The sequence below is a fragment of the Pseudomonas sp. YL2 genome (assembly GCF_023063025.1).
In the GTDB taxonomy this organism is placed as follows: domain Bacteria; phylum Pseudomonadota; class Gammaproteobacteria; order Pseudomonadales; family Pseudomonadaceae; genus Aquipseudomonas; species Aquipseudomonas putida_A.
The window spans coordinates 204,779-231,599 of record NZ_JAJSLU010000006.1 but is presented as its reverse complement, the minus strand read 5'-3'; the positions used below and the strand labels follow the sequence as shown (position 1 = coordinate 231,599).

The 26,821-nt window shown below is 61.0% G+C and carries 21 protein-coding genes and 1 pseudogene; 11 read left to right on the top strand and 11 right to left on the bottom strand.

Features of this window, described 5'->3' with window-relative positions:
* The first annotated feature begins 6 nt into the window (after positions 1 to 6).
* The gene (locus LVD08_RS12060; RefSeq protein WP_247268219.1) at positions 7 to 3,648 is read left to right on the top strand and encodes a transporter substrate-binding domain-containing protein; all 3,642 of its coding nucleotides are present in this window, start codon (positions 7 to 9) and stop codon (positions 3,646 to 3,648) included.
* 48 nt (positions 3,649 to 3,696) lie between these two features.
* Positions 3,697 to 6,642, top strand: a complete 2,946-nt coding sequence (locus LVD08_RS12055) for an HD domain-containing phosphohydrolase (protein WP_247268218.1) — start codon at positions 3,697 to 3,699, stop codon at positions 6,640 to 6,642.
* Here the strand turns inward: LVD08_RS12055 and LVD08_RS12050 are convergent, their stop codons facing one another.
* Positions 6,643 to 7,125, bottom strand: a complete 483-nt coding sequence (locus LVD08_RS12050) for a GAF domain-containing protein (RefSeq protein WP_007969095.1) — start codon at positions 7,123 to 7,125, stop codon at positions 6,643 to 6,645. It lies immediately after the preceding gene.
* Positions 7,122 to 8,012, bottom strand: coding sequence for an ATP-binding protein (locus LVD08_RS12045; RefSeq protein ID WP_096794965.1), 891 nt, complete (start codon positions 8,010 to 8,012; stop codon positions 7,122 to 7,124). Before LVD08_RS12045 ends, LVD08_RS12050 begins: the two co-directional genes overlap by 4 nt.
* Before the next feature lie 165 nt (positions 8,013 to 8,177).
* Here LVD08_RS12045 and LVD08_RS12040 point away from each other — a divergent pair, with 165 nt between their 5' ends.
* Positions 8,178 to 10,499 (top strand): hybrid sensor histidine kinase/response regulator, encoded by a 2,322-nt coding sequence (locus LVD08_RS12040; protein ID WP_097088295.1) that lies wholly within the window; start codon positions 8,178 to 8,180, stop codon positions 10,497 to 10,499.
* Here LVD08_RS12040 and LVD08_RS12035 read toward each other — a convergent pair.
* The 3 genes from LVD08_RS12035 to msrB all read right to left on the bottom strand — a co-directional run bounded on the left by LVD08_RS12035 (position 10,483) and on the right by msrB (position 11,923).
* Positions 10,483 to 10,944, bottom strand: coding sequence for a MarR family winged helix-turn-helix transcriptional regulator (locus LVD08_RS12035; RefSeq protein ID WP_027613434.1), 462 nt, complete (start codon positions 10,942 to 10,944; stop codon positions 10,483 to 10,485). The genes LVD08_RS12040 and LVD08_RS12035 overlap by 17 nt on opposite strands.
* Positions 10,941 to 11,426: a glutathione peroxidase gene (locus LVD08_RS12030; RefSeq protein ID WP_027613435.1), complete on the bottom strand. Its 486-nt coding sequence runs from the start codon at positions 11,424 to 11,426 to the stop codon at positions 10,941 to 10,943. The genes LVD08_RS12035 and LVD08_RS12030 overlap by 4 nt, the downstream gene beginning before the upstream one ends.
* Before the next feature lie 101 nt (positions 11,427 to 11,527).
* A complete protein-coding gene (gene msrB / locus LVD08_RS12025) occupies positions 11,528 to 11,923 on the bottom strand; it encodes a peptide-methionine (R)-S-oxide reductase MsrB (RefSeq protein ID WP_027613436.1) in 396 nt (131 codons plus the stop codon).
* A gap of 223 nt (positions 11,924 to 12,146) precedes the next feature.
* Between msrB and LVD08_RS12020 the strand changes: the two genes are divergently transcribed.
* Together LVD08_RS12020 and htpX are read left to right on the top strand one after the other, a co-directional pair.
* A complete protein-coding gene (locus tag LVD08_RS12020) occupies positions 12,147 to 13,358 on the top strand; it encodes a pyridoxal phosphate-dependent aminotransferase (RefSeq protein WP_003226761.1) in 1,212 nt (403 codons plus the stop codon).
* A 304-nt stretch (positions 13,359 to 13,662) separates the two neighbouring features.
* Complete coding sequence (gene htpX, locus LVD08_RS12015; RefSeq protein WP_007964827.1) at positions 13,663 to 14,550, top strand: protease HtpX; 888 nt, start codon at positions 13,663 to 13,665, stop codon at positions 14,548 to 14,550.
* 199 nt (positions 14,551 to 14,749) lie between these two features.
* Here the strand turns inward: htpX and LVD08_RS12010 are convergent, their stop codons facing one another.
* Positions 14,750 to 15,406, bottom strand: coding sequence for a thiopurine S-methyltransferase (locus LVD08_RS12010; protein WP_247268217.1), 657 nt, complete (start codon positions 15,404 to 15,406; stop codon positions 14,750 to 14,752).
* A gap of 104 nt (positions 15,407 to 15,510) precedes the next feature.
* On the opposite strand from LVD08_RS12010, the gene LVD08_RS12005 reads away from it, so the two are divergent.
* Positions 15,511 to 16,278 carry a DODA-type extradiol aromatic ring-opening family dioxygenase gene (locus LVD08_RS12005; RefSeq protein WP_247268216.1) on the top strand — a complete coding sequence of 256 codons (768 nt, stop codon included), beginning with the start codon at positions 15,511 to 15,513 and terminating at the stop codon, positions 16,276 to 16,278.
* 117 nt (positions 16,279 to 16,395) lie between these two features.
* On the opposite strand, the gene LVD08_RS12000 is transcribed toward LVD08_RS12005, so the two are convergent.
* Positions 16,396 to 18,069: a DEAD/DEAH box helicase gene (locus tag LVD08_RS12000; protein WP_027613439.1), complete on the bottom strand. Its 1,674-nt coding sequence runs from the start codon at positions 18,067 to 18,069 to the stop codon at positions 16,396 to 16,398.
* Between the two features lie 421 nt (positions 18,070 to 18,490).
* Between LVD08_RS12000 and LVD08_RS11995 the strand changes: the two genes are divergently transcribed.
* The gene (locus LVD08_RS11995) at positions 18,491 to 19,282 is read left to right on the top strand and encodes a crotonase/enoyl-CoA hydratase family protein (RefSeq protein WP_247268215.1); all 792 of its coding nucleotides are present in this window, start codon (positions 18,491 to 18,493) and stop codon (positions 19,280 to 19,282) included.
* A 119-nt stretch (positions 19,283 to 19,401) separates the two neighbouring features.
* On the opposite strand, the gene LVD08_RS11990 is transcribed toward LVD08_RS11995, so the two are convergent.
* A complete protein-coding gene (locus tag LVD08_RS11990; RefSeq protein WP_027613441.1) occupies positions 19,402 to 20,157 on the bottom strand; it encodes a spermidine synthase in 756 nt (251 codons plus the stop codon).
* A 153-nt stretch (positions 20,158 to 20,310) separates the two neighbouring features.
* On the opposite strand from LVD08_RS11990, the gene LVD08_RS11985 reads away from it, so the two are divergent.
* Entirely contained in the window at positions 20,311 to 21,657 is a 1,347-nt protein-coding gene (locus tag LVD08_RS11985; protein ID WP_007964815.1) for a class II 3-deoxy-7-phosphoheptulonate synthase, read from the top strand.
* 117 nt (positions 21,658 to 21,774) lie between these two features.
* On the opposite strand, the pseudogene LVD08_RS11980 reads toward LVD08_RS11985, so the two are convergent.
* Together LVD08_RS11980 and LVD08_RS11975 are read right to left on the bottom strand one after the other, a co-directional pair.
* Positions 21,775 to 23,001: pseudogene (locus tag LVD08_RS11980) on the bottom strand (winged helix-turn-helix domain-containing protein).
* Positions 23,002 to 23,065: 64 nt separating this feature from the next.
* Positions 23,066 to 23,287 (bottom strand): DUF1127 domain-containing protein, encoded by a 222-nt coding sequence (locus LVD08_RS11975; RefSeq protein WP_097088306.1) that lies wholly within the window; start codon positions 23,285 to 23,287, stop codon positions 23,066 to 23,068.
* Between the two features lie 96 nt (positions 23,288 to 23,383).
* Between LVD08_RS11975 and LVD08_RS11970 the strand changes: the two genes are divergently transcribed.
* Entirely contained in the window at positions 23,384 to 24,238 is an 855-nt protein-coding gene (locus LVD08_RS11970; protein ID WP_025113145.1) for a LysR substrate-binding domain-containing protein, read from the top strand.
* Here the strand turns inward: LVD08_RS11970 and LVD08_RS11965 are convergent.
* Positions 24,228 to 24,977 carry a sulfite exporter TauE/SafE family protein gene (locus LVD08_RS11965; protein WP_247268214.1) on the bottom strand — a complete coding sequence of 250 codons (750 nt, stop codon included), beginning with the start codon at positions 24,975 to 24,977 and terminating at the stop codon, positions 24,228 to 24,230. The genes LVD08_RS11970 and LVD08_RS11965 overlap by 11 nt on opposite strands.
* A gap of 110 nt (positions 24,978 to 25,087) precedes the next feature.
* On the opposite strand from LVD08_RS11965, the gene LVD08_RS11960 reads away from it, so the two are divergent.
* Both LVD08_RS11960 and LVD08_RS11955 read left to right on the top strand, forming a co-directional pair.
* Positions 25,088 to 26,044: a LysR family transcriptional regulator gene (locus LVD08_RS11960; protein ID WP_135296290.1), complete on the top strand. Its 957-nt coding sequence runs from the start codon at positions 25,088 to 25,090 to the stop codon at positions 26,042 to 26,044.
* 73 nt (positions 26,045 to 26,117) lie between these two features.
* The gene (locus LVD08_RS11955) at positions 26,118 to 26,573 is read left to right on the top strand and encodes a MarR family winged helix-turn-helix transcriptional regulator (protein WP_103368328.1); all 456 of its coding nucleotides are present in this window, start codon (positions 26,118 to 26,120) and stop codon (positions 26,571 to 26,573) included.
* The last annotated feature ends 248 nt before the right edge of the window (positions 26,574 to 26,821 follow it).

Sequence of the window (26,821 nt, the reverse complement as noted above, 5' to 3'; positions counted from 1 at the left end):
GCCTGAATGCCCAGTCGTTTAAAGATCTGTCTCGCCCTATGTTGCGTCAGCCTGTGCCTGACGACTCAGGTGCATGCCAGCTTCGTCACCGCGCAAGATTATGTGCTGCGCAGCCGCTCGGGCCACGAAGCGCCATCCGTGTCCCTTGAACCCGCGCAACGGCTATGGCTGGAGAGTCGCCGCGAACTGGTACTGGGCACTTCCGCGCCGGACTATCCGCCGTTCGACATGACCGCCAGCGGTCGTGATTACGAAGGTTTTACCGCCGACTACGCCGGTCTGCTCGAACAGGCTGTCGGGTTGCCAATCCGGGTCCAGCGCTTTGCCTCACGGGAAGCCGCCTTGCAGGCGTTGATTGCAGGTCAGGTCGACACGCTCGGTACGGCCAACGGTTTCGAGGCCAGTAACGTAAATATCCTGCTTTCAACGCCCTACGCCATCGATCAGCCGGTTCTGGTTACCCGCGAAGGCGAGACCCGCTCGCTGACTGAAGGCCTGGCCGGTCTGCGGCTGAGCATGGTCTATCACTATCTGCCCCAGGATGAGGTCAAGGCGCAGTATCCCAAAGCCATCCTGACGTCCTATCCCTCCTATCAAAACGCAATCAACGCGGTGGCTTTCGATCAGGCTGACGTGTTTCTGGGTGACACCATTTCCACCCACTACATGATCAACAAGGGTTATCTGAACAACATTCGCATGGCCAATTTCGGCAAACAGGAAGCCCACGGTTTCAGCTTTGCCGTTCACGCCGACAATCCGCAACTGCTGGCGATCATCAACACCGTGCTGCAAGCCATACCGGCCAGCGAACGGGACAACATCGCCAAGCGCTGGAGCGCCGGCAGCGACATTCTGCTGACCGACCAGAAGCTGCAATTGACCCACCACGAAGAACAGTGGCTCAAACAGCACCCGGTGCTGCGCGTCGTCGTCAACGAGGCGTTCGCGCCGCTGACATTCTTCGACAGCGACGGCAACCTGCGAGGCATCACCGCCGACCTGCTCGAACTGCTGCGCCTGCGCACCGGCCTGCGCTTCGAACTGGTCCGCAGCCGCAGTGATGGTGAAATGATCGAGCAGATCAATCAGCATCGGGCGGATCTGATCGCCGCGTTGCTACCCAGCCCCCAACGGGAAAAGACCCTGCAATTCAGCCGTCCCTATCTGGAAAACTCCTTCGTCCTGCTGACGCGCAAATCCGCTGACAGCCCGACACATCCCACCCAGCTCAAGAACCGATACCTGGCGATTGCCCAAGGCAGTCCCATGGCCGATTACCTGCGCCGCGAATTCCCCAACATCCACCTGATCGAAACCTCCGACACTTTCGGTGCCGCAACCTTGCTCGCCGAAGGCAAGGCCGATGGCGCCGTCGCCTCGCTGGTGATTGCCAATTATCTGATTTCGTCGCGGATCTTCGAACATCAGTTGCAGATCACCACCACCCTGGGCACACGTCAGGCGGCCTTCTCGCTGGCCAGCGCCCGTGACAATGCCGAACTGGGCTCGATCCTCGACAAGGCGCTGCTGAGCATCACACCGGAGGAACTGGGGGTCATCAACAGTCGCTGGCGCGGTTTCTCCAATGCGGCTCAAAGCAACTGGCATCACTACAAGCGCCTGTTTTACCAATTGATCGGCGCGGCCTGCCTGCTGCTGTTGCTGTCGCTGTTGTGGAACGCCTACATGCGTCGCCAGATCAAGCAACGCCAGGCCGCCGAACGGGCACTCAACGATCAGTTCGAATTCATGCGTTCACTGGTCAACGGCACCCCTCACCCGATCTACGTGCGCGATCGCCAGGGTCTGCTGCAAAGCTGCAACGACAGCTACCTCGAAGCCTTCAACGCCAAACGCGAAGACGTGATCGGCAAAAGTGTCATGCAGGGCACCCTGAGCAACGCCTTCGAAGCCCAGGCATACCAGGCGGATTACCAGCGGGTGGTGGCCGAAGGCACGCCTCTGCTGCTCGATCGACCGCTGCACATCGGTGGCCGGCGTTTGACGATCTACCACTGGATCCTGCCGTACCGCGACTCCAGTGGCGATGTGCAGGGGATCATCGGCGGCTGGATCGACATCAGTGAACGTCGCCAATTGTTCGATGATCTGCGCCGGGCCAAGGAACAGGCGGACAACGCCAACCGCGCCAAAAGTACCTTTCTGGCCACCATGAGCCACGAAATCCGCACCCCGATGAATGCCATTATCGGCATGCTCGAACTGACGCTCAAACGCATGAATGATCAGGCTCCGGATCGCTCCTCCATTGAAACCGCCTACTGCTCGGCCAAGGATCTGCTGGGCCTGATCGGCGACATTCTCGATATCGCGCGGATCGAATCCGGGCACCTGAGCCTGAGCCCGGAACGGGTCAATCTGGTCGAAACAGTGGCGTCGGTGGTCAGGATCTTCGACGGCCTCGCCCGCCAGAAAAACCTCCTCCTGCCGCTGATCATCAATCCGCCCGGGCTGCAGGTTGACGTGGAACTGGATCCGTTGCGCTTCAAGCAGATCCTGTCGAACCTGATCAGCAATGCCATCAAATTCACTGAGTCCGGGCAGGTGCGGATCAATCTGGATGTGCTGCCCAACGGGCGGAGCCAATGCTCGCTCGTTCAGTTGACGATCCAGGACACCGGGGTCGGCATCAGCATCGAAGATCAACAACGCCTGTTCGAGCCGTTCGCCCAGACCGAGAGTGGCCGGCAGCAAGCTCGCAGCGGCGCAGGCCTGGGGCTGGTGATCTGTCGCAACCTGTGTGAAATGATGGGTGGGCAGCTGCAGTTGAGCAGCCAGCCGGGGATCGGCACCCAGGTCTGCCTGTCGCTGCCGCTGCAGACGCTGCCGTGCCAGGTGACCACGGCAAAAACCGAGCCTGTGCTGCAAATCTCTGCGCCACTGAACATTCTGGTGGTCGACGATCATCCGGCCAATCGCCTGCTGATGTGCCAGCAACTGGAGTTCCTCGGGCACCGATTCACCCTCGCCGAAGAGGGTCGGAGTGGATTCGAGAAATGGCAGACCGGTGCATTCGACCTGGTTATCGCTGACTGCAACATGCCGTTGATGAACGGCTACGAACTGACCGAGGCGATCCGCCAGCAGGAACAACGCACTGGCCGCCCTCCGTGTACCGTGCTGGGTTTCACGGCCAACGCGCAGCCTGAAGAAGTACAGCGCTGCAAACAGGCCGGCATGAATGACTGCCTGTTCAAGCCGTTGAGCCTCAGCGCACTGAGCCACTGGATCAATGGTCTGCAGCCCGCGACGCTTGAACCGGCGTTCAATCTTGACGGGTTGAGTCAGTTGACTGGCGGCAACCCGCTGCAAGTCCGGCGCCTGCTCACGCAATTGCTCAAGAGCAGCCGTCTCGATCGCGAGGAATTATTAGCCCTGGCCCCCTGCAATGATCGTCAGGCAGTGGCGCTGGTCGCCCACAAGATCAAAGGCGCCGCCCGGATCGCCCAGGCCTCGCGTCTGATCGCCTGTTGCGATGCGCTGGAACAGGCCTGCATGCAGACAACGCCCGCACCGACCATCGTGCGCTGCGTCGAGGCCACCGACGCAGCCATGCTCGAACTGGAGCAGGCGTTGCGGCAACAACTGGAACCGTTCGAAGAAAGCACAATGACCGAGCCTTAACTATGCTTGGACGCTGAGCAGTGTGTTTACTTCAATGGAGAGTCAGCAATGCCCAGCCCACTGCGCCCGGATCAACGCCGGTTCCCGTTGCACGTGCACATCAGCGTCATGTTCACCTTTCTGCTGTTGCTCACAGGCGTGGTGCTGGGGCTGTTCAATTATCGCCAGACCACCCGGATCATCCTGTCGAGCAGTGAAAACCTGTTCAATCGCATCGAACAGGACGTGCGCCTGGACCTGCATTCAACCTACGAACCGATCCGGCACCTGCTGAGCCTGCTGGCCGACAATCAGGCAGCCGAGGCGCCGAGCCTGCAACAGCGTCTGGCGCTGCTCAAGCCGTTCAGTCAGTCGCTCAAGGACAACACCGATCTCGCCTCGCTGTATCTGGGGTACGGCAACGGCGATTTCTTCATGGTCCGGCCCTTGCGCACCAGCGCGCTGAAAACCCTGCTCAAGGCACCACCAACAGCGGCCTATCAGGTCTGGAGCATCGAGCACGACGCCAGCGGCACCGTATTGTCGCAGTCACTGTTCTTCGACCAGACGCTGACGCCTGTCGGACGCGACACCAATCCCGACGACCGCTACGACCCGCGTACCCGCAACTGGTACAACAACGCCCTGCAACAGGGCGATCAGATCACCACCGAACCCTATGTATTTTTCTCCACGCACAATGTGGGCACCACCCTGGCCCGACGCAGCAGCGCAACCAGTGTGATCGGTGCCGATCTGACTTTGGAGGCACTCTCGGCCACCTTGACCAAGCATGTGGTCACTCCCTCGACCGAAATCGTGCTGTTCGATGTCGATGGCAATGCCGTGGCCTATCCGGACAGCAGCCGGCTGATCGTCGACGGCAGCAACGCACGCCTGGCCAAAGCGGCCGACCTTAGTCCGAATCTGCACGCGTTGCTGTCCACCGCCCATCCGGGCAAACGGCTCGACGTCAATGGCCGCCACTGGATCGTCGCCCGCCGCACCCTGCAGGAAGGCGGGCCGAAAGGTTTGCAGATGGCCCTGCTGGTGCCCGAGGACGAACTGCTTGCCGATGCCTACCGCATGCGCTGGCAAGGCGCGCTGATCACCTTGGCGATCTTGCTGCTGTGCCTGCCGCTGGGCTGGCTGATCTCGCGGATTCTGGTCAAACCGCTGCACGCGCTGGTCAAGGAAGCCGACGCAATCCGCAGTTTCGATTTCAACTTTCCGGTCACCCGCCGCTCGCCGGTGCTGGAGGTTGACCAATTAAGCCTGTCGATGGCGCGCATGAAGGACACGCTCGCCAGTTTTTTCCGCATCACCGACAGCCTCTGCGCCGAAACCCGCTTCGCCCCGCTGCTGCAACGGGTGCTGTTCGAAACGGTGCAGATCGCCCAGGCCCAGGCAGGCTTGATCTATCTGCGCGAAAGCGATGGCAACCGGATGGAGCCTTACGGACTGGTTATTGACGGCGCTTCGCACGAGCCGGGCGAGTTCGCTGTGCTGGGCCGGGATCTCCTGGCCGATCAAGGGCCGGCGTGGTTCCAGCAACTGATCAACGCTGACAACGTGGTCAGCAGCCTTGGCTTCGAGCAGGCCGGGGACTTGCAGAAAGTCCTGTTGGCCATGCAGTCGCCGCGCATCCACCTGATCGGCATCCGCCTGCGTAATCGGCACAACGAAACCATCGGCCTGTTGCTTCTGCTGATCAACGACAGCGGCAGCGCTCAGGACCTGGAAAAACTGCGCCCGGACCGCATCGCCTTCCTGCAAGCCGTGTCTGGTGCGGCGGCGGTGAGTATCGAAAGTCAGCGCCTGCAAGCGAAGCAGAAGCAGTTGCTCGACGCGTTCATTCAGTTGCTGGCCGGCGCCATCGACGCCAAGAGCCCCTACACCGGCGGCCACTGCCAGCGCGTGCCGGAACTGACCCTGATGCTCGCGCAGGCCGCGGCCGCCAGCCAGGCGCCGGCGTTCCAGAGCTATCAGCCCACTGAAGACGAATGGGAAGCCCTGCACATTGCGGCCTGGCTGCACGATTGCGGCAAAGTCACGACACCAGAATATGTCGTCGACAAGGCGACCAAACTGGAAACCCTCAACGATCGCATCCACGAAATCCGCACCCGTTTCGAAGTGCTCAAGCGCGATGCCTGGATCAGTTACTGGCAGGCGATCGCACTGGGCGGCAACGCGGCGCAACTGAGCGAACTGCGTGACGCCACGCTGACGCAACTGGACGATGACTTTGCCTTCGTTGCCCGTTGCAATCTGGGCGGTGAGGCCATGGCACCCGCCGATCTGCAGCGCCTTGAATGCATTGCCGAGCGCCGCTGGATGCGCACCCTCGATGATCGCCTGGGGGTGTCATGGGAGGAAAACCGCCGTCAGGCGCAAACGCCGGCGGCGAATCTGCCGGTCAGCGAGCCACTGCTGGCGGACAAGCCCGAACACCTGATAGAACGCGCCGACAGCGAACTGATACCGGAAGACAATCCGTGGGGGTTCAAACTGGATGTGCCGCGTTACAAATACAATCGCGGCGAACTGTACAACCTGAGCATTGCCCGGGGCACGCTGACCCGCGAAGAGCGCTACATCATCAATCACCACATGGTGCAGACGATCCTGATGCTCAGCCACCTGCCCTTCCCCGGGCACCTGGACAGCGTTGCGGAAATTGCCGGTGGGCATCACGAAAAGATGGACGGCAGCGGTTATCCCAAACGCCTGAAGCGCGAGGACATGAGCCTGCCGGCACGGATGATGGCGATTGCCGATATTTTCGAGGCACTGACAGCGGCGGATCGACCGTACAAGAAGGCCAAATCCTTGAACGAGGCGCTGGGGATCATGGCCACCATGTCCCGCGAGGCGCACATCGACCCCGAGCTGTTTGCGCTGTTCATCAACGACGGGGTGTACATGCAGTACGCCGCGCGGTTTCTCGATCCGCGCCAGATCGATGCGGTGGACCCGGCCAGCCTGTTGCGCAAGGCTGGCCTGAGTGCCTGATCAGCAGTCGGTCAGACGCAGGAAGATCGCCGCCAGTTGTTCAATGCCGGCCTGATCGTCGGTGCCGAAACGTGCGAGTTTCGGGCTGTCGAGATCAAGTACGCCGATCAGCCGACCGTCCTTGACCAGCGGCACTACCAGCTCGCTGTTGGAGGCGCTGTCGCAAGCGATATGACCGGGGAATGCATGCACGTCTTCAACGCGCTGGGTCTGCCGACTGGCCGCTGCCGCGCCACATACACCGCGACCGAACGGAATGCGCACGCAGGCGATCTGCCCCTGAAACGGGCCAAGCACCAGTTCTTCGTTGCGATTGAGGTAGAAACCGGCCCAGTTCAAATCGTCGAGTTGATTGAACAGGAACGCCGAAAACTGCGCGGCGTTAGCGATGAAATCGCGCTCGTCCGCCAGCAGCGATTCCAGTTGTGCGGCCAACATGCCATAGCCTTCGAGGCCCTGGCCGCTTTGTTGCAAATCAATCATGCCTTGTGCTCCAGCAATTTCAGTCCCACCCAGTAACGGGCGAATTGGTACGCGCAACGTCCGTTGCGATTGCCGCGCCCGGTTGCCCAGCGCACGGCGAGGATGTCGAGCTCTTCGTCGCGCTGCCAGCTCAAGCCGGCCTTGGCGGCCAACTGGCCGATCCAGTGTTCGACGACGTTGAGGAAGTGTTCCTGGGTAAACGGATAAAACGACAACCACAGGCCGAAACGGTCGGACAAGGCGATCTTGTCTTCCACCGCCTCACTCGGATGCAGCTCGCCGTCGACGCGTTTCCAGTTTTCGTTGTCGCTTTCCTTTTCCGGCACCAGATGGCGGCGGTTGGAAGTGGCGTACAGCAGAACGTTGTCCGGGGCCTGTTCGAGCGAGCCGTCGAGCACACTTTTCAGCACGCGGTAATCGCCTTCGCCGGACTCGAACGACAGGTCATCGCAGAACAGCACGAAGCGTTGCGGCAGTTTGCCGATCTGCTCGACCACGCGCGGCAGGTCGGCCAGATGGTCGCGCTCGATTTCGATCAAACGCAGGCCGGCCTTGGCGTGTTCGGCCAGCAGCGCGCGCACCAGCGACGATTTACCGGTGCCGCGCGAGCCCCAGAGCAGCGCATGGTTGGCCGGCATGCCGTCGAGAAACTGCTGAGTGTTGCGGCCCAGTTGTTCCAACTGACGATTGACACCGATCAGGTCGGACAGGCGCATGTCGAGGCTGACTTCCAGCGGCAGCAAATAGCCGCTGCGCCCGTCACGCTGCCAGCGCGCGGCCAGGCAGGTTTCCCAGTCGATCAGCGGACGCGGCGCCGGCAGCAAGGGTTCGATCCGCGCCAGAACCGACTCGGCGCGTTCAAGAAAAGCATTCAATCGGGAATCCACGTCTTCTCCTCGGGCACGTTCACAGTGATGATGTCGATCCAGCGACGACAGACAGATCTCAATCCCCGTTCAAGCCTTGTTACAAGGCGCTTCGGGAACCTCGGTATCCATACATGATCGACTATGCTTGAGCAGCGAAGGGAAACGGAAGTGGTTCAACACCCCATGGATATCAAATTCACCCACCGGCTGTCATACAAGCAAGCCAGATTCACGGTGCTGGTCGGGTTCGTTCTGGGCACGCTGCTCAGCCTGCTGCAAATCGGCATCGATTATGCCAGCGAAGACGCCTCCATCAACCGTGAAATCCTGTCTTTGCTGGAAATCAGCCACAATCCGGCGTCACGAATCGCCTACAACATCGATGCGGAACTGGCGCAGGAACTGACCCTTGGCCTGTTGCGTTCGCCGGCGATCATCTCGGCGCAACTGACCGACAACAACGGCAACGTCCTGGCCAACGTCAAGCGCCCGGAGCTGCAAAGCGGTTACCGGGTGATCAGCGACTTCCTGTTCGGTGCCAAGCGCCAGTTCGAAGACCGCCTGTACCTCGACCACCTGCCCGAGGAATCACTGGGCACGCTGAGCCTGGAGGTCGATACCTACGCGTTCGGCAGCCGGTTTCTGCGCCGCGCCGAAGTCACCCTGCTCAACGGCTTTGCCCGCAGCCTGATTCTCACCGGGATCCTGTTGGCGCTGTTCTACGTGATGCTGACCAAGCCACTGGTGCGCCTGATCCGGGAACTCAGCGCGCGTGACGCACGCAGCGCAGAGCCAACCACCCTCGAATGTCCGGCCGGCCACGCCAATGACGAGATCGGCGTACTGGTCAAAGTCGCCAACCAGCAGTTCGACAATATCGCCACGGAAATCCAGCAACGGCGCAACGCGGAAAACCGCCTCACCGATTACCTCGGGCAACTGGAGCACATCGTCTCGGCCCGCACTGCCGAGCTCAAGGCCATCAACACCCGGCTCAGCCAGTCCAACGAAGAACTGGAAGTCGCTCGCAGCACCGCACTGGACATGGCCGAAGCGCGCTCGGCATTCCTCGCCAACATGAGCCACGAGATCCGCACCCCGCTCAACGGCCTGCTGGGGATGATCGCCTTGTCCCTCGATGGGCCGCTGAATGCCGAGCAGCAACAGCAACTGTCGATTGCCCATGACTCGGGCAAGGTGCTGGTCGAGCTGCTCAACGATATTCTCGACCTGTCCAAGTTCGATGCCGGGCAACTGGAGCTCGAACACATCCCGTTCGACCTCGGCTCGCTGATCGAGGACACCGCCAACCTGCTGTCGCAGAACGCCGCGCCGAGCGTCGAGCTGACTTGCCTGATCGACCCGCACTTCCCCGCGCTGGTGCTGGGGGATCCGACCCGGGTACGGCAAATCGTCAGCAACCTGCTGTCCAATGCCCTGAAGTTCACCCGCTTCGGCCGGGTCGATGTGCGCCTGTCCGCCCACAAGGACGGGGTGCGCATCGAAGTCTGCGACACCGGCATTGGCATCGCTCAGGATGCCCAGGTGAAAATATTCCAGCCGTTCACCCAGGCCGGTGCCGGCATCACCCGGCAGTACGGCGGCACCGGTCTCGGTCTGGCGTTGACCTACAACCTGTGCGAGGCCATGCAAGGCCGATTGACCATCAGTTCCGAGGCCGGTTTCGGCAGTCAGTTCTGTGCCGACCTGCCACTGCTGTGTCACACCCGGGCGGTCATGCCGCCGCCACTGCACGGCAAGGTGCTGGCGATCACGGCCGCCAGCAGCGGGCTGGCGGAACTGCTCAAGACATTGCTGCCGGTGTGGGGCGTGAGCTATGAGCAGCGCACCATGGATGACCCGTTGCTGGGCCTGTCACCCGATCTGCTGATCACCGATTGCCCGGAATGCCTGTTCAGTCTGCGCCCGACCATCAGCGCACCGATCCTCGTCGTAACCGCTTATGGCAGTTTCATGCCCGGCGAAGAAGCCGCCGCGCTGGCGCCATTGCAGCAACAAGCCCGACCGCTGGCACGCAACGCGCTGTACCAGATCCTGCGGCGCATTCTGCTGGCCGATGTCACCACGAGCAACGATGCGCGCCTCGAGAGCCAGCCGGTCCGGCGGCGCGGAAAGGTACTGCTGGTGGAGGACAATCCGGTCAATCAACTGGTGGCCAAAGGCATGCTCGGCAAGCTCGGTTGCGACGTGGTGGTCGCCGCCCACGGTGCCGAGGCGCTGGATCAACTGGAGCACGATGAGTTCGATCTGGTGCTGATGGACTGCAACATGCCGGTGATGGACGGCTACGAAGCGAGTCGGCAGATCCGCCAGAGCGGGCGCTGGCCGCATTTGCCGATCGTCGCGCTGACCGCCAACGCCATGTCCGAGGAACGCGAGCGCTGCCGTGCGGCCGGCATGAGCGATTACCTGGCCAAGCCGTTCCGCCGCGAAGAGCTGGCGGCCCTGCTCGACCAGTGGATGCCGGCTACGTCAGCGCTTTGATCTGCCCCAGCAGATGATCGAGGCCATTGCGCAAATCGTTGAGCCGATCAAGATCCACCCCGCTGTCGCACAACAACCGCGCCTTGAGCGGCCCGACCTGCTCGCGCAGCGCTTGGCCTTGCGCGGTCAGGCTCAGATGCACTTCACGCTCGTCGCGCGCCGAACGCTGGCGCTGCACCCACTGCAATTGTTCAAGACGCTTGAGCAACGGCGTCAGGGTGCCGGAGTCCAGCGCCAGGCGCTCGCCCAACGCCTTGACCGTCGGTTGCTCCGGTGCGCTGTCCTGCCATTCCCACAGCACCAGCATCGCCAGGTACTGCGGGTAGGTCAGGCCGAGTTGATCGAGCATCGGCTTGTAAGCGCGAATCACCGCCCGGGACGCGGCGTACAACTTGAAGCACAACTGACTGTCGAGCTTCAGCGAATCGTCGGGCAGGCTGTTCATTTGAGCAGGGCTTCGATCTCGCCGCTGATGTCCTGCGGCTTGGTGGTCGGGGCGAAACGCTTGACCAGTTGCCCATCCTTGCCGATCAGGAACTTGGTGAAGTTCCACTTGATGCCCTCGGAGCCGAGCAAACCCGGAGCGCGCTTTTTCAACTGCACGAACAGCGGATGCGCATCAGACCCGTTGACGTCGATCTTCTTGAACAGCGGGAAACTCACGCCGTAATTCAACTCACAGAACTCGCTGATCGCCCCCTCGTTACCCGGCTCCTGCTTGCCGAACTGATTGCACGGGAATCCCAATACCACCAGGCCCTGATCCTTGTAGGTCTGCCACAGCTCTTCCAGGCCTTTGTATTGCGGGGTGAAGCCGCATTTGCTGGCGGTGTTGACCACCAGAACGGCTTTGCCGGCGAAATCGGCCAGGGTCTTTTGCTCACCCTTGATGGTAGTGACAGGGATATTCAGCAGGTTATCGCTCATGGGTCAGCTCCGCGGGTTATCGGGAAAGGCCAAACATAGCGAGCAATTAAATTGTGTGCAATTTAATTATCCGAAAGGCGACCCGCAGGTCGCCTGTCCGCTTACTCGCGCGGCTCGAGATTCAGGCACACCGAGTTGATGCAATAACGCAAGCCAGTCGGTGGCGGGCCATCGGGGAACACGTGGCCCAGATGCGCGTCGCAGCGGGCGCATTTGACCTCGGTGCGGATCATGCCGTGGCTGGTATCGCGGATCTCGGTCATGGCGCTTTCGCCGATCGGCGCGTAGAAGCTCGGCCAGCCGCAGCCGGAATCGAATTTGGTCGTGGAGTCGAACAGCGGCTCATTGCAGCAGACGCAGTGATAGACACCGTCGGTTTTGGTGTCGTTGTATTTGCCGGAAAACGGCCGTTCGGTCGCACTGAGACGGCACACGTTGTACTGCTCGGGGTCGAGCATCGCCCGCCATTCTTCCAGGGTTTTTTCCAACTTTTCCATCATCACACCTCAGCGGCTGAAAAAGCCCGATCTGTACCTTTTCCACGGATCGGGTGGCACGTATGATTGCGCCTCGTCACACGCCAGTCTGGCAGCCAGACCGGGCGCATTCAAACGGATTCTCGGCGCCATGGCGCAAGACTCCGCCTGTGCGAAGACGCAGGAATCCCAGTACGGTTGGCCATCCGCCGTCTGGATCGTTCATTTTCGGGATCACATCGCCATGCAGTTCAGCAAATCGAACAAGCTCGCCAACGTCTGCTACGACATTCGCGGCCCGGTGCTCAAGCACGCCAAACGTCTGGAGGAGGAAGGCCAGCGCATCCTCAAGCTGAACATCGGCAACCCGGCGCCGTTTGGTTTCGAAGCGCCGGACGAAATTCTTCAGGATGTGATCCGCAACCTGCCGACCGCCCAAGGCTACAGCGACTCAAAAGGCCTGTTCAGCGCCCGTAAGGCGGTGATGCAGTACTACCAGCAAAAAAATGTCGAAGGCGTCGGCATCGAAGACATTTACCTGGGCAATGGGGTGTCCGAGCTGATCGTGATGTCGTTGCAGGCGCTGCTCAACAATGGCGACGAAGTGCTGGTGCCGGCACCGGACTACCCGCTGTGGACCGCCGCCGTGAGCCTGGCCGGCGGTAACGCCGTGCACTACCTGTGCGACGAGGGTGCCGACTGGTTCCCTGATCTGGCCGACATCAAGGCCAAAATCACCCCGAACACCAAAGCCATGGTGATCATCAACCCGAACAACCCGACCGGTGCGGTGTACTCGAAGGAAGTACTGCTGGGCATGCTGGAAATCGCCCGCGCGCACAACCTGGTGGTGTTCTCCGACGAGATCTACGACAAGATCCTCTACGACGACGCCGTGCACATCTGCACCGCTTCGCTGGCGCCGGACCTGCTGTGCCTGACCTTCAACGGTCTGTCGAAATCCTACCGCGTGGCGGGTTTCCGCTCCGGCTGGATCGCTATCTCCGGGCCGAAACACAATGCCCAGAGCTACATCGAAGGCATCGACATGCTGGCCAATATGCGCCTGTGTGCCAACGTCCCGAGTCAGCATGCGATTCAGACCGCCCTCGGCGGTTATCAGAGCATCAATGACCTAGTGCTGCCGCAAGGTCGTCTGCTGGAGCAGCGCAACCGTACCTGGGAGCTGCTCAACGACATTCCGGGTGTCAGCTGCGTCAAGCCGATGGGTGCGCTGTATGCGTTCCCGCGGATCGACCCGAAAGTCTGCCCGATCCACAACGACGAAAAATTCGTCCTCGACCTGCTGCTCTCCGAGAAGCTGCTGGTGGTGCAAGGCACGGCCTTCAACTGGCCGTGGCCGGATCACTTCCGCGTGGTGACCCTGCCCCGCGTCGACGATCTCGAGATGGCCATCGGCCGCATCGGCAACTTCCTCAAGTCCTACCGCCAGTAACCGGACAACGGTGCGCAACGGCCCGAACGTTGCGCACTGTCTGATTCAGCAACACTTCTGCTCTCCCCGCCTCGCTGCGCCTTCTACACTTGCGATTCATAGGGCCCACCCGCCTCTGGCGCAGTGGCGGCGGGTAGCGGCTGGCTGTCATCCCTTTCGGTTTTGGCCGTGGGCAATGACCTGCAGACTCGGGAATCCGCTGTAGGACACAGTTTGAAATAGTCACTCGGTTGAATCACCCGGTGCCGCACCTTATATACCCCGCAGTACGCTACATCTTTAGCTTGAGGAGATTTCTACAACCATGATGCGCATCCTGCTGTTTTTGGCCACTAACCTGGCGGTCGTGCTGATAGCCAGCATCACCCTGAGCCTGTTCGGCTTCAACGGGTTCATGGCGGCCAACGGGGTTGATCTCAACCTCAGTCAGCTGCTGGTTTTCTGTGCGGTCTTTGGTTTCGCCGGTTCGCTGTTCTCGCTGTTCATCTCCAAGTGGATGGCGAAGATGAGCACCAGCACCCAGATCATCAGCCAGCCACGTACCCGGCATGAGCAATGGCTGCTGCAAACCGTCGAGCAACTGTCCCGCGAAGCCGGGATCAAGATGCCCGAAGTCGGTATTTTTCCGGCCTACGAAGCAAACGCCTTCGCCACCGGCTGGAACAAGAACGACGCGCTGGTCGCGGTCAGTCAGGGCCTGCTCGAACGTTTTTCGCCAGATGAAGTGAAAGCCGTTCTGGCCCACGAAATCGGTCACGTGGCCAACGGTGACATGGTCACCCTGGCACTGATCCAGGGCGTGGTGAACACCTTCGTGATGTTCTTCGCCCGGATCATCGGCAACTTCGTCGACAAGGTGATTTTCAAGAACGAAGAAGGCCAGGGCATTGCCTACTACGTGGCGACGATCTTCGCCGAACTGGTACTGGGCATTCTCGCCAGCGCCATCGTCATGTGGTTCTCGCGCAAACGCGAATTCCGTGCCGATGAAGCCGGCGCACGTCTGGCCGGTACCAATGCGATGATCGGTGCATTGCAACGCCTGCGCGCCGAACAGGGCCTGCCGGTGCACATGCCGGACACCCTCAACGCATTCGGCATCAACGGTGGCATCAAACAAGGCTTTGCCCGCATGTTCATGAGCCACCCGCCGCTGGAAGAGCGTATCGACGCGCTGCGTCGTCGCGGTTGATCGGTTTGGCGCAGTAACGAAAAGGCCCGCAGTGATGCGGGCCTTTTTCATGCTCGGGATTATGGGTTGCCTGTTCTGGCCTCTTCGGGAGCAAGCCCCCTCCCACAGGGTTCTGTGGTGTTCTCTGGATTTCTGATTCAACACGGATCACTGTGGGAGCGGGCTTGCTCGCGAAGAGGCCGTTAATGCCGATACAAAACTATTGGTCAGAAACCCGATAAGCCCGCTCCTCCAACCGCGTCACGCCCGCCTGCAGGAACCTGACACTCTCCGCCAGCACATCCTGCTCCTCAAGCACCTGCACCTGCCAGACTTCGCCCAGCAACCGCTGCACCTCATCATCCCCCACCGCAAACGGTGGCCCGGACATCTGCGCCTGATCGTAATCCAGGGTGATCAACAACCCTTGCACACTTTGCGGCAGGATCTGCTGCAAATGCGCCGCATAGCGCTCACGCATCTGAGCCGGCAAGGCAATCAGCGCTGCCCGGTCGTACAACGCCACGCAATCCGCTACATCGTCGGCTGTCAGCGCAAAGAAATCACCGCACCACAACTCGATGGAATCGGCGCGATAGACTTTGAACGGCCCCTTGGCACTGACCTGCGGCGTTACCTGATGCTCACTGAAAAAATCCTCGACGGCCTTCAGCGACAGCTCGACTCCGAGCACCAGATGCCCGCGCCCGGCCAGCCACAGCAGATCCAGGCTTTTCCCGCACAGCGGCACCAGCACCCGGGTCTGGGCCGGGATCGCCAGTTGCGGCCAGTGCCGCTGCAGATACGGGTTCACCTCAGGCAAATGAAAGCCGATCTGATTGGATTCCCACTTCTTGTGCCAAAACTCAGGCTGCATGCATCACCCCAAAAAATTCGATCAAAAGGCGTTAAAACTTATATTAGATTTAGATCAATGATCTGACTGAAGATGAGGCCATCTTACCGCTCAGGAACCTTTCCATGTTTCCCAGCCTGTTTATCTCCCACGGCTCACCGATGCTGGCCCTGGAACCCGGTGCCAGTGGCCCGGCGCTGGCGCGTCTGGCGGCCGAACTGCCGCGGCCGAAAGCCATCGTGATCGTCTCTGCCCACTGGGAAAGCCAGGAACTGCTGGTCAGCAGCAATCCTCGTCCGGAAACCTGGCATGACTTCGGCGGCTTCCCGCGTGCCCTTTTCGAAGTGCAGTACCCGGCACCGGGCAATCCGCAACTGGCAGCCGAAGTGGCTGAATTGCTTGACGCCGCGCATCTGCCGGCACGCCTCGATCCGCAACGACCGTTCGATCACGGCGTCTGGGTGCCGCTGTCGCTGATGTACCCGCAGGCGGATATTCCGGTGGTGCAGATGTCGCTGCCGAGTCGCGGCGGCCCGGTGTTGCAAACCCGTGTCGGACAAGCGCTGGCGAGTCTGCGCGAGCAGGGCATTCTGCTGATCGGCTCCGGCAGCATCACCCACAACCTGCGCGAACTGGACTGGCACGCCGGCCCGGAAAGTGTCGAGCCGTGGGCACGGGACTTCCGCGACTGGATGATCGACAAGCTGGCGGTCGACAATGAGGCGGCACTGCACGATTATCGTCAGCAGGCGCCCAATGCGGTGCGCAGCCATCCGAGTGACGAGCATTTGCTGCCGCTGTATTTTGCCCGTGGTGCGGGAGGTGAGTTCCGCGTAGCGCATAAAGGCTTCACGATGGGTGCACTGGGTATGGATATCTATCGCTTCGGCTGACGTCATCGCTGGCAAGCCAGCTCCCACAGGGTTGTGGGGCGAGGCAAAAAGCAGGCAAAAAAAATCCCCGAACCAGTCGGGGATTTTTCATGTTCAATCAATCAGCCCAAGGGCGGATCAATCTTCGCGGTAGCGACGCAGTTTCAGCTGCTTGCCAGCGACGCGAGTGTCCTTCAGCTTGGTCAGGAGTTTGTCCAGACCATCTTCCGGCAGCTCGACGAGGCTGAAGCTGTCACGCACCTGGATGCGACCGATCGCTTCGCGGGCCAGACCCCCTTCGTTGAGGATCGCGCCCAGCAGGTTCTTGGCGGCGATACCGTCACGCGCACCCAGCGCGGTACGGCAACGGGCACGGCCTTCGCCCAGAGGCATTGGCGCGCGACGCTCGCGGTCACCACGCTCAGGACGATCACCGGAACGCTCAGGACGGTCGCCACGCGGTGCATTGTTCGGCACCAGTGGGCGTTCCTTCTCGATCGCCGCCAGGTTCAGCGCTTGACCGTTGGTAGCCTTGCGCAGCAGAGCTGCAGCCAGGGCACGCGGGGTGCAACCGATGTCAGCGGTCAGGCGATCCAGCAGTTCGCCGTGAGTCGACTCAGCATCAGCGACCAGCGGCGACAAGCTGTTGGTCAGTTTCTTGATGCGTGCATCGAGAACAGCCTGAGCGTCCGGCAGGCGAACTTCGGCAACCTTCTGACCGGTGACACGCTCGATCACTTGCAGCATGCGGCGCTCACGTGGAGTCACCAGCAGCAGTGCGCGACCTTCGCGACCGGCACGGCCGGTACGGCCGATACGGTGCACGTAGGATTCCGGGTCGTACGGCATGTCCACGTTGAATACGTGGGTGATGCGCGGAACGTCCAGACCACGGGCAGCCACGTCGGTCGCGACAACGATGTCCAGGCGGCCATCTTTCAGCGAGTCGATGACGCGTTCACGCTGGTTCTGGGCGATGTCACCGTTCAGCGCAGCGGCCTTGTAGCCTTTGGCGTCGAGGGCACTGGCCAGATCCAGGGTCGCTTGCTTGGTGCGCACGAACATGATCAGCGCGTCGAAGTCTTCCACTTCCAGCAAGCTGAGAACGGCGGAGGTCTTCTGGTCAGCGTGAACCAACAGGTGAGCCTGTTCGATCGCGGTAACGGTCTGGGTCTTGCTCTGGATCTTCACGTGCTTCGGATCGCGCAGGTGGCGCTCGGCGATGGCACGGATCGACTGCGGCAGGGTTGCCGAGAACAATACGGTCTGACGGGTTTCCGGCATGGCCTTGAAGATCACTTCCAGGTCGTCCATGAAACCGAGTTTGAGCATTTCGTCTGCTTCGTCCAGAACCAGGTGGTTCACGGTAGCGAGGACTTTTTCGTCGCGACGCAGGTGGTCGCACAGACGGCCCGGAGTGGCGACAACGATCTGTGCGCCATTACGGATTGCTTTCAATTGTGGGCCCATCGGCGCGCCGCCGTAGACAGCCACAACAGTTACGCCCGGCATTTGCTTGGCGTAAGTTTCGAAAGCGGTTGCAACTTGTAGCGCCAACTCACGAGTTGGGGCCAGGATCAGAGCTTGCGGCTCGCGCTTGGACGGATCAATGCGGTGCAGGATAGGCAGGGCAAAGGCAGCGGTTTTACCGGTACCGGTTTGCGCCTGACCAATCATATCGTGACCGGCGAGGATGATCGGGATCGACTGCTGCTGAATGGCCGAAGGCTCTTCATAGCCGGTAGCGACTACTGCAGCGACAATATTGGGATGAAGTTCAAGAGCGGCGAAGCCGCCGATTTCCTGGGTCATGGGTCTGCCTCTAAGTGCATCCGCAAAGACCCATGCTCCAAAGCTGCACATGCCGTGTTGAGACTCAAGAGTCGCCCTGGCAGCTTTGTCGGCGGGGATTTGCGAAAACGTATGAATGAAAAAGAATCGTCAAGGAAGAGCCCGCAGTGCGGACGTGCAGCCGAAGCTGACTTCGGGGAATTGCGCTACCTAAACGCGGCCCGGTTAAAGGCCGGCGCGCACTATACCGGAATTTGCCCGAAAAGGGAGCTTTTTTTATCGCCTGAATCGGTGTGTCACCGCTGTGTAACGGGGTTTTGCGGATAATCGTGCAAAGGTCTATTTTGCAAAGGCCCGGCCCTGCGGGTGATGACGCTTAAACGATTCATCGATGTGCGGCATACCGTCGCTGCACCCGCCCTTCCCGCCCGAGGATTTCTCCATGAATCAGCCCTGCCCCGGCCGCGTCAGCCGTGAACGTCGAGGTCATATCCACTTGATCGGCCTTGACCGGGCCGCCAAACGCAACGCCTTCGACATCGATCTGCTCAATGACTTGAGCCTGGCCTACGGCGAGTTCGAGGCCGACAGCGAGGCGCGAGTGGCGGTGGTGTTCGGGCATGGCGAACACTTTACCGCCGGTCTGGATCTGCTCAACGCCAGCGCCGCCCTCGCCGAAGGCTGGCAGGTTCCGACCGGTGGTTGCGACCCATGGGGTGTTTTCGTTGGTCCACGGGTCAGCAAACCGGTAATTGTCGCCGCGCAGGGCTACTGCCTGACCATCGGTATCGAGTTGATGCTGGCCGCGGATATCAACCTGTGCGCGAGTAATACCCGCTTCGCGCAAATGGAAGTGCAGCGGGGGATTTTTCCGTTTGGGGGCGCGACATTGCGCTTTCACCAAGTGGCCGGTTGGGGCAACGCGATGCGCTGGCTGCTGACCGGCGATGAGTTTGATGCCCACGATGCGTTGCATCTGGGTTTGGTGCAGGAAGTGATGGCCAGCGAGGATCTGTTGCCACGGGCGATCGAACTGGCCGAACGGATTGCCCGGCAGGCACCGTTGGGGGTGCAGGCGACGCTGATGTCGGCGCGCCAGGCGCGGTATGAAGGCGAGACGGCGGCGGCACAGGGATTGCCGGCACTGGTGAAGAAGTTGCTGGGGAGTGAGGATGCCAAGGAGGGGGTGAGGTCGCTGGTTGAGCGGCGCCCGGGCATCTTCAAAGGGATCTGAAATATTCGCGGGTTATCAGGCCCTCTTCGCGAGCAGGCTCGCTCCCACAGAAAATTGTGTGAGTGCCACAGGACCCATGTGGGAGCGGGCTTGCTCGCGAAGGGGCCATCACTGGCAACTCATGTCGCCGGGCGAATCGCCTTGATCAACGACTGCAGCGAATAACCCAGCCGTGGCGCCAGCACTTCGGCGCGGGCGGTCAGCGCCTGCATGTCCAGCTCCTGATCGAGATCCGCCGGCACAATCAGAATCACATTGCCCTCCTTCACCGGCAGCTCCCAGTAATGCCGGTGATAAAGCCCGCGCAACAACGCCGCGCCCAACGGTTTGCCGTCATCGGTGGCCCACTGGTTGATCACCAGCCAGCCGCCCGGGTTCAGACGCTTCTGACAGTCGCCGAGAAAACTCCAAGCCAGGTGCCCGACACCCGGGCCGACATCGGTGTACAGATCGACAAAGATCAGATCCGCAGGCTCGGCCGTCGGCAGCAACTCCAGCGCATCGCCGACCCGAATGTACAAGCGCGGATCGTCATCCAGCCCCAGGTACTCGATCGCCAGACGCGGCACGTCCGGGCGCAGTTCGATGGCTTCGACGTCTTCCAGCGGCAGGAACTTGAGGCAGGCCTGGGTCAGCGTGCCGGCACCGAGGCCGAGAAACAGCGCGCTCTCCGGTTGCTCATGGCACAACGCGCCAATCAGCATCGCCCGGGTGTAGTCATATTCCAGCCAGCTCGGATCGGCGGTGAACACGCAGCTCTGCTCGATGGCATCGCCAAATTCCAGAAAGCGGTAATCGGCCACTTCCAGCACGCGAATCACGCCGAACTCATCCTGTACCTCGGCGAGCAACAGCTCGACGCGCTCCTCAGTCATTTCGTCTCCTGATGGTCACCGGGCGCGGTGACGCGATGGCACCGCTGCGGCGCCGTGGCAAAGCGGCGATTGTCGGTGATGGGGCGGGAGCAGGTCACGCACTAATTGCTGCTACCATGGGCTTCCCGTGCGTAGAACCAATTAGAGACCGTGATGAGCCAACCGTGGAGCCCTGACAGCTGGCGCGCCCTGCCGATCCAGCAACAACCTCAATACCCTGACGCGGCGCATCTGCGCCAGGTCGAGCAGACCCTGGCCAGTTATCCGCCGCTGGTGTTTGCCGGCGAAGCACGCGAGCTGCGCCGTCAATTTGCCGAAGTGACTCAGGGCCGGGCGTTCCTGCTGCAGGGCGGCGATTGCGCGGAAAGCTTTGCCGAGTTCTCGGCGGCGAAGATTCGCGACACTTTTAAAGTGCTGCTGCAAATGGCGATCGTCATGACCTTCGCCGCCGGTTGCCCGGTGGTCAAGGTCGGGCGCATGGCCGGCCAGTTCGCCAAGCCGCGCTCGGCCAACGATGAAACTATCGACGGCGTGACCCTGCCGGCCTACCGTGGCGACATCGTCAACGGTATCGGCTTCGACGAAAAGAGCCGCGTGCCGGACCCGGAGCGCCTGCTGCAGTCCTATCACCAGTCCACCGCCACCCTGAACCTGTTGCGCGCCTTCGCCCAGGGCGGTTTTGCCGACTTGCATCAGGTGCACAAATGGAACCTGGACTTCATCGCCAACTCAGCACTGGCCGAGAAGTACAGCCACCTCGCCGACCGCATCGATGAAACCCTGGCGTTCATGCGCGCCTGTGGCATGGACAGTTCACCGCAACTGCGCGAAACCAGTTTCTTCACCGCCCACGAAGCGCTGCTGCTGAACTACGAAGAAGCCTTCGTGCGTCGCGACAGCCTGACCAACGATTACTACGATTGCTCGGCGCACATGCTGTGGATCGGCGACCGCACCCGTCAGCTCGACGGCGCTCACGTCGAGTTCCTGCGCGGGGTGAACAACCCGATCGGGGTGAAAGTCGGCCCGAGCATGAACCCGGATGATCTGATTCGCCTGATCGACGTGCTCAACCCGGACAACGATCCGGGGCGCCTGAACCTGATTGCGCGGATGGGTGCGAACAAGGTCGGCGATCACCTGCCGGCGCTGATCCGCGCGGTGCAGCGTGAGGGCAAACAGGTGCTGTGGAGCTCCGACCCGATGCACGGCAACACCATCAAGGCCAGCAGCGGCTACAAGACCCGCGACTTCGCGCAGATCCTGGGTGAGGTGAAGCAGTTCTTCCAGGTGCACGAAGCCGAGGGCACTTATGCCGGCGGGATTCACATCGAGATGACCGGGCAGAACGTCACCGAGTGCATCGGTGGTGCGCGGCCGATCACTGAAGATGGGTTGTCGGATCGTTATCACACCCACTGTGACCCGCGGATGAATGCCGATCAGTCGCTGGAACTGGCGTTTTTGATCGCGGAAACCCTGAAACAAGTCCGCCGCTGAATCAGTCAGATTTTTAGCGTCGGGCAGGCCGCCTTCGCGAGCAAGCCCGCTCCCATACTGGATCTGTGTCGTACACAAAACCCATGTGGGAGCGAGCCTGCTCGCGAAGAGGCCAGCTCAGTCACTACAGACTTCAGCCAATGCCACCCGCAACCGCCCCGCACTCTCACGCTGACAATTAAGCTGCACTCGCGCAAGCCCCAGCCAATCGGCCATCTGCCGCAAATTCAACGCCAGCGCCAGCATCCCCTCTTCGTCCAGCCCCGGCTCTTCCTCGTGCACTGCATGCACCGCCAATCGTCCCGACGCCCGCTCGGCGCGCAGATCGACCCGCGCGGCAATCCGCTCATTGTGCAGAAACGGCAACACGTAATAGCCGTAGACCCGCTTGTCCTGCGGCGTGTAAATCTCCAGCCGATAGCGGAAGTCAAACAAGCGCTCGGTGCGACTGCGCTCCCAGATCAGCGAATCAAACGGTGACAACAGCGCACTGGCGACGACTTTTCGCGGGACTTTCGGCTGCGGCAGGCAGTAGGCGATCTGTCGCCAGCCAGCGACTTCGCAGGTCTGCAACTGCCCGTCCTCGACCAGCTCCGCCAGACGCGGGCGCGCATCGCCAGGGTTCAAGCGGAAATAATCGCGCAGATCCTTTTCCGTGCCGACGCCCAATGCCTGGGCCGCGTGCAGCAGCAGACCACGTTGTGCTTCGGCTTCATCCGGCAACGGCTGCTGCAGAATCGATGTCGGGATCACCCGCTCCGGCAAATCATACAAACGCTCAAAACCGCGGCGGCCGGCGACGGTCACTTCACCGGCGGCGAACAACCATTCCAGCGCATGCTTTTCCGCGCTTCAGTCCCACCATTGCCCGGCCTTGTCCTCGCGGGTCGACAGACTGCCGGCGCCCAATGCACCGCGCGCCTCAACCGCGCTTAAAACCCGGCGCACGACGTCCTGCTGCTCAAGACCAAACTTCGCCAGTTGCTGATAGATGTCTCTGCCAGTTCTGGCCCGCTGCATCCGCCAGCCCATCAGCGGATACATCGCCAGCGGCAGCAATGACGCTTCATGGCCCCAGTATTCGAACAGCGTGCGCCGACGCCCCGAACTCCAGGCAGCCTGGTCGAGCAGATCGGAAGAATAGGAACCCAGACGGGAAAACAGCGGCAGGTAGTGCGAGCGCACCACGGCGTTGACGGAGTCGATCTGCAACAGCCCCAGCCGTTCGATCAGCCGGTTGAGTTGTGGCGCCTTGACGGTCGGCGGCTGGTGCCCGTTGAACCCTTGGGCAGCCAGCGCCAGACGTCGCGCCTGTTTGAGGGAAAAGGCCAGAGTCGCGGGCATGAGCATCTCCTTGTCTGCTCGCAACCTACCTCACCTGAAAGTGGTTTGTGTAGTAAGGCCCTGATCATTTATGCATCGGATCGTCCCAGAACGGCCGAATGGCCTCGTGTTCGACGTCGGCACGGCTGACCCCGATGTCCTTCAGCGCTTCGTCGCTCAGGCTGGCAAGCAACTCACGCTCACGGTGCAGTTCGTACCAGCGGCTAAACTTGTGCAGCAGGTCGGAAACGATATGGCCGTGGCCGGAAAATTTTGCGTCGTCTACATACTCTCTTTGACCTTTCATCGTGTTGCCCTCCTTGTGGATGGCTCAAGTCTCGCGCTGGCGCTAAGATCAATCCAACGAATGTTTCTGATGGCATTCATCACGGAGATTCATCAATTGTCGGCCTACCCCAGTATCGATACCGATGTCCTGCGCACCTTCGTCGCGATTGCCGATCAAGGCGGGTTTACCCGCGCCGGCGAAATGGTCAACCGCACGCAATCGGCGGTGAGCATGCAGATGAAGCGCCTCGAAGAAGATGTGCTGCAACGCCAGCTCTTCGAGCGCGACGGCCGCCAGGTACGTCTGACCGCCGAAGGCCAGGTGCTGTTGGGTTACGCGCGGCGTATCCTGAAATTGCACAGCGAAGTGTTCAACACGCTGCGCGAGCCGCACATGGTCGGCACCGTGCGCATCGGTACGCCGGACGATTACGTGATGCGGTTTCTGCCGGGGATCCTCTCGAGGTTCGCTCAGTTCTACCCGCTGATCCAGATTGAAGTGCACTGCGAATCCAGCAAACAGCTGTTGCAGCGCACCGATCTGGACTTGTCGATTGTCACCCGCGAGCCGGGCAACGAGATCGGTCAGTTGCTGCGCAAGGAGCGTTTCGTCTGGGCCGAGGCGCAGAATTTCAGCGCCCACGAGCAGACGCCGTTGCCGCTGGCCATGTTCAACAGTGATTGTTTCTGCCGTTTGTGGGCGTGCAATGCGCTGGACGCGATGGGCCGCGACTACCGCATCGCCTACAACAGCACCAGCCTGTCGGCGCTGATGGCGGTGGTGAGCGCGGGTCTGGCGATCACCGCGCAACTGGAAAGCCTGATCACCCCGGACATGCGCATTCTCGGCGCCGCCGAGGATCTACCGCTGTTGCCTGAGGCCAGCATCATGCTGATCCGCAACCTGAACAATCCGTCGCCGATCACCGAATGCCTGGCCGAACACATCGTCGAAGGCTTCAAACTTTAAACGCGAGCATCACCGCGCACAGCACCAGAAAACCGCAGAACAGCCCGCGCAGGAGCCTTTCCGGCATGGCGTGGGCGACTTTCACCCCCCAACTGATGCTGGCCAGACCGCCGATGGCCAGCGGCAAGCCGATCATCCAGTCCACTTCGTGATGCACCGCGTACGTCACCAAGGTCACGCCGGTGCTCGGCAATGCCAACGCCAGCGACAGGCCCTGGGCAACCACTTGGCTGGTGCCGAACAGACTGGTCAGCACTGGCGTCGCCACCACGGCCCCGCCGACACCGAACAAACCGCCCATGGTCCCGGACGCTGCGCCCAAAACACCGAGCCATGGCCATGAGTAACGCATTTCGGAGGTCACGGCGGTTTTCTTGCCGAACATCTTCAGCAGGTTGTATGCCGAGAGCACCACAAGGAACACGACAAAACCGATACGCATGGTTTGCGCATCGATGCCCACTGCCCAGATCGAACCGATCCACGCAAAGCAAAAACCCATGACCGCCAACGGCAGCGCATGACGCAGCTCGATGCGATTGCGCTGATGATAGCGCCACAGCGCCAGCATCACGTTCGGCACCACCATCACCAGCGCCGTGCCTTGGGCGATCTGCTGATCGAGGCCAAACCACACGCCCAGCAGCGGGATGGCGATCAAACCACCGCCGATGCCGAAGATCCCGCCCAGTGTCCCCAGGGCGGCGCCAAACAGCAGGTACAACAAAAACTCGATCACAACGATTTCCTCATCCGTCAGGCGATTCATCCTACGCAGTAGAGGCTGGCGGGGAAACGCACAGCAACGCACAATGGCTATGCCAATTTCGCACAAGCACCGAAACACTCATGAATCCCAATCAGTTGACCGAACAGCTCGGGCTGTTTCTCGATGTGCTGGAGAGTGGCAGTTTTTCTGCGGCTTCCCGTCGTCATCCGCTGACGCCTTCCGCCGTCGCGCGGCGCATCGACAGCCTGGAAAGCGCGGTTGGCAGCCAGTTGTTCATTCGCAGCACCCACGTCGTAAGGGCAACTCCGGCGGGTTTGGCGTTTGCCGAGCGGGCGCGGCGCATCGTCAGCGAGCTGCAACTGGCCCGCGCCGAGGCGGTGTCGTTGAGCAGTGCGCCGGAAGGCTTGATCCGCATCGATGCCCCGGCCGCTTTTGGTCGCCGCCATCTCGCGCCGGTCATCGCTGACTTTCTGGTGCTGTACCCGGGCCTCGACGTGCAGTTGCACCTGATCGACAGCTTCATCGACATGCACGGCTCGAATCTGGGCAAAGTCGATCTGGTGCTGCGCGCCGGGCAAATGGCCGATACGCGGCTGGTCGCCACGCCGCTGGCGAGCATGGTGCGCATTGCCTGCGCCAGCCCCGACTACCTCAAACGCCGTGGCGCACCGCGCCATCCCGCGCAGTTGAGTGAACATGACGGGCTGGATTGGGAAGGTCTCGCCCCGCCCTTCGCCTGGCGCTTCGAACTGGACGGGCAAATGCAACTGCATCGCCCCGCGCGCATCCGCATGAGCGCCAACAATGCCGAAGCGCTGGTGTGCGGTGCTCTGGCCGGGCTGGGCATCGCGCATTTGCCGACCTGGCTGGCCAGTGAGTACCTGCTGCGCGGCGAACTGCTGCCGCTGTTCTGCGAGAACGGCCTGCCGCAACCAGAGAGCACCGGCATCTATGCACTGCGCATGGAACAGCAGACCCATTCGCGCAGCCGTCTGCTTCTGGAATACCTCAAGACCCGCTTCAGCCCGGTGCCACCGTGGGATCTGGCGCTGCAACGCGAGCTGGGCCGACACTAGATCCTGGATAATTATCTGGCGCATTAAACATTCGGGCGCTAGATTCAAGCCCATCACCGAACAAGGCTTTGCCATGACCACCGAACGCGACACCTGCGACGACCTGCTGCTCGACAATCAGGCGTGCTTCGCCCTGCATTCCACTTCACTGATGATGACCAAGGTCTACAAGCCGCTGCTGCAAGCGCTGGGCCTGACCTATCCGCAGTATCTGGCGATGATGGTTCTGTGGGAAAAGGATGGTTTGACCGTGGGCGAAATCAGTACGCGGTTGCTTACCGATCCAGGCTCGCTGACACCGTTGCTCAAACGGCTGGAAGGTGAAGGCTTGCTCAGCCGCACGCGCAGTCGTGAAGATGAGCGTGTGGTGATTGTCGAGTTGACCGAGCAAGGTCGAGCACTGCGCGACAAGGCGCAAACCATTCCACAATGCATCCTCGGCGCCAGTGGTTTCACCCTCGAACGCCTGCAGAAGCTTCAATCTGAGTTGCAAGCCCTGCGCAACCATCTGCAAAACAGTTTGGCCTGAGCCCGCCACTGTTCCACTGTAGGAGTGAGCCCGCTCGCGATAGCGGTGAACGCGCCGCCATCGTGTTGACTGCTGCACCGCTATCGCGAGCAGGCTCACTCCTACAGGTAATTTCGTTGTCTGAAAAATATTTTTCCACGCCTGACCTTCCCGCCATCCTCTCTAAACCGCGCCTTCCAGGCTAACCAAACGAACCAGTCCTTCGTCGAAGCGTATATTTTTCAGAAAATTATCTTGCGCACTAAACA

What these genes read in the sequence shown, in the direction of transcription:
- LVD08_RS12050 (WP_007969095.1), bottom strand. Translation starts at nt 7,125, where the DNA reads ATGATTGATTTGCAACAAAGCGGCCAGGGCCTCGAAGGCTATGGCATG.
- LVD08_RS12040 (WP_097088295.1), top strand. Translation starts at nt 8,178, where the DNA reads ATGGATATCAAATTCACCCACCGGCTGTCATACAAGCAAGCCAGATTC.
- LVD08_RS12020 (WP_003226761.1), top strand. Translation starts at nt 12,147, where the DNA reads ATGCAGTTCAGCAAATCGAACAAGCTCGCCAACGTCTGCTACGACATT.
- LVD08_RS11960 (WP_135296290.1), top strand. Translation starts at nt 25,088, where the DNA reads ATGAATCCCAATCAGTTGACCGAACAGCTCGGGCTGTTTCTCGATGTG.
- LVD08_RS11975 (WP_097088306.1), bottom strand. Translation starts at nt 23,287, where the DNA reads ATGAAAGGTCAAAGAGAGTATGTAGACGACGCAAAATTTTCCGGCCAC.
- LVD08_RS11955 (WP_103368328.1), top strand. Translation starts at nt 26,118, where the DNA reads ATGACCACCGAACGCGACACCTGCGACGACCTGCTGCTCGACAATCAG.
- LVD08_RS11995 (WP_247268215.1), top strand. Translation starts at nt 18,491, where the DNA reads ATGAATCAGCCCTGCCCCGGCCGCGTCAGCCGTGAACGTCGAGGTCAT.
- LVD08_RS12000 (WP_027613439.1), bottom strand. Translation starts at nt 18,069, where the DNA reads ATGACCCAGGAAATCGGCGGCTTCGCCGCTCTTGAACTTCATCCCAAT.
- LVD08_RS12030 (WP_027613435.1), bottom strand. Translation starts at nt 11,426, where the DNA reads ATGAGCGATAACCTGCTGAATATCCCTGTCACTACCATCAAGGGTGAG.
- msrB (WP_027613436.1), bottom strand. Translation starts at nt 11,923, where the DNA reads ATGGAAAAGTTGGAAAAAACCCTGGAAGAATGGCGGGCGATGCTCGAC.
- LVD08_RS12005 (WP_247268216.1), top strand. Translation starts at nt 15,511, where the DNA reads ATGTTTCCCAGCCTGTTTATCTCCCACGGCTCACCGATGCTGGCCCTG.
- htpX (WP_007964827.1), top strand. Translation starts at nt 13,663, where the DNA reads ATGATGCGCATCCTGCTGTTTTTGGCCACTAACCTGGCGGTCGTGCTG.
- LVD08_RS12060 (WP_247268219.1), top strand. Translation starts at nt 7, where the DNA reads ATGCCCAGTCGTTTAAAGATCTGTCTCGCCCTATGTTGCGTCAGCCTG.
- LVD08_RS12055 (WP_247268218.1), top strand. Translation starts at nt 3,697, where the DNA reads ATGCCCAGCCCACTGCGCCCGGATCAACGCCGGTTCCCGTTGCACGTG.
- LVD08_RS11985 (WP_007964815.1), top strand. Translation starts at nt 20,311, where the DNA reads ATGAGCCAACCGTGGAGCCCTGACAGCTGGCGCGCCCTGCCGATCCAG.
- LVD08_RS11990 (WP_027613441.1), bottom strand. Translation starts at nt 20,157, where the DNA reads ATGACTGAGGAGCGCGTCGAGCTGTTGCTCGCCGAGGTACAGGATGAG.
- LVD08_RS12010 (WP_247268217.1), bottom strand. Translation starts at nt 15,406, where the DNA reads ATGCAGCCTGAGTTTTGGCACAAGAAGTGGGAATCCAATCAGATCGGC.
- LVD08_RS12035 (WP_027613434.1), bottom strand. Translation starts at nt 10,944, where the DNA reads ATGAACAGCCTGCCCGACGATTCGCTGAAGCTCGACAGTCAGTTGTGC.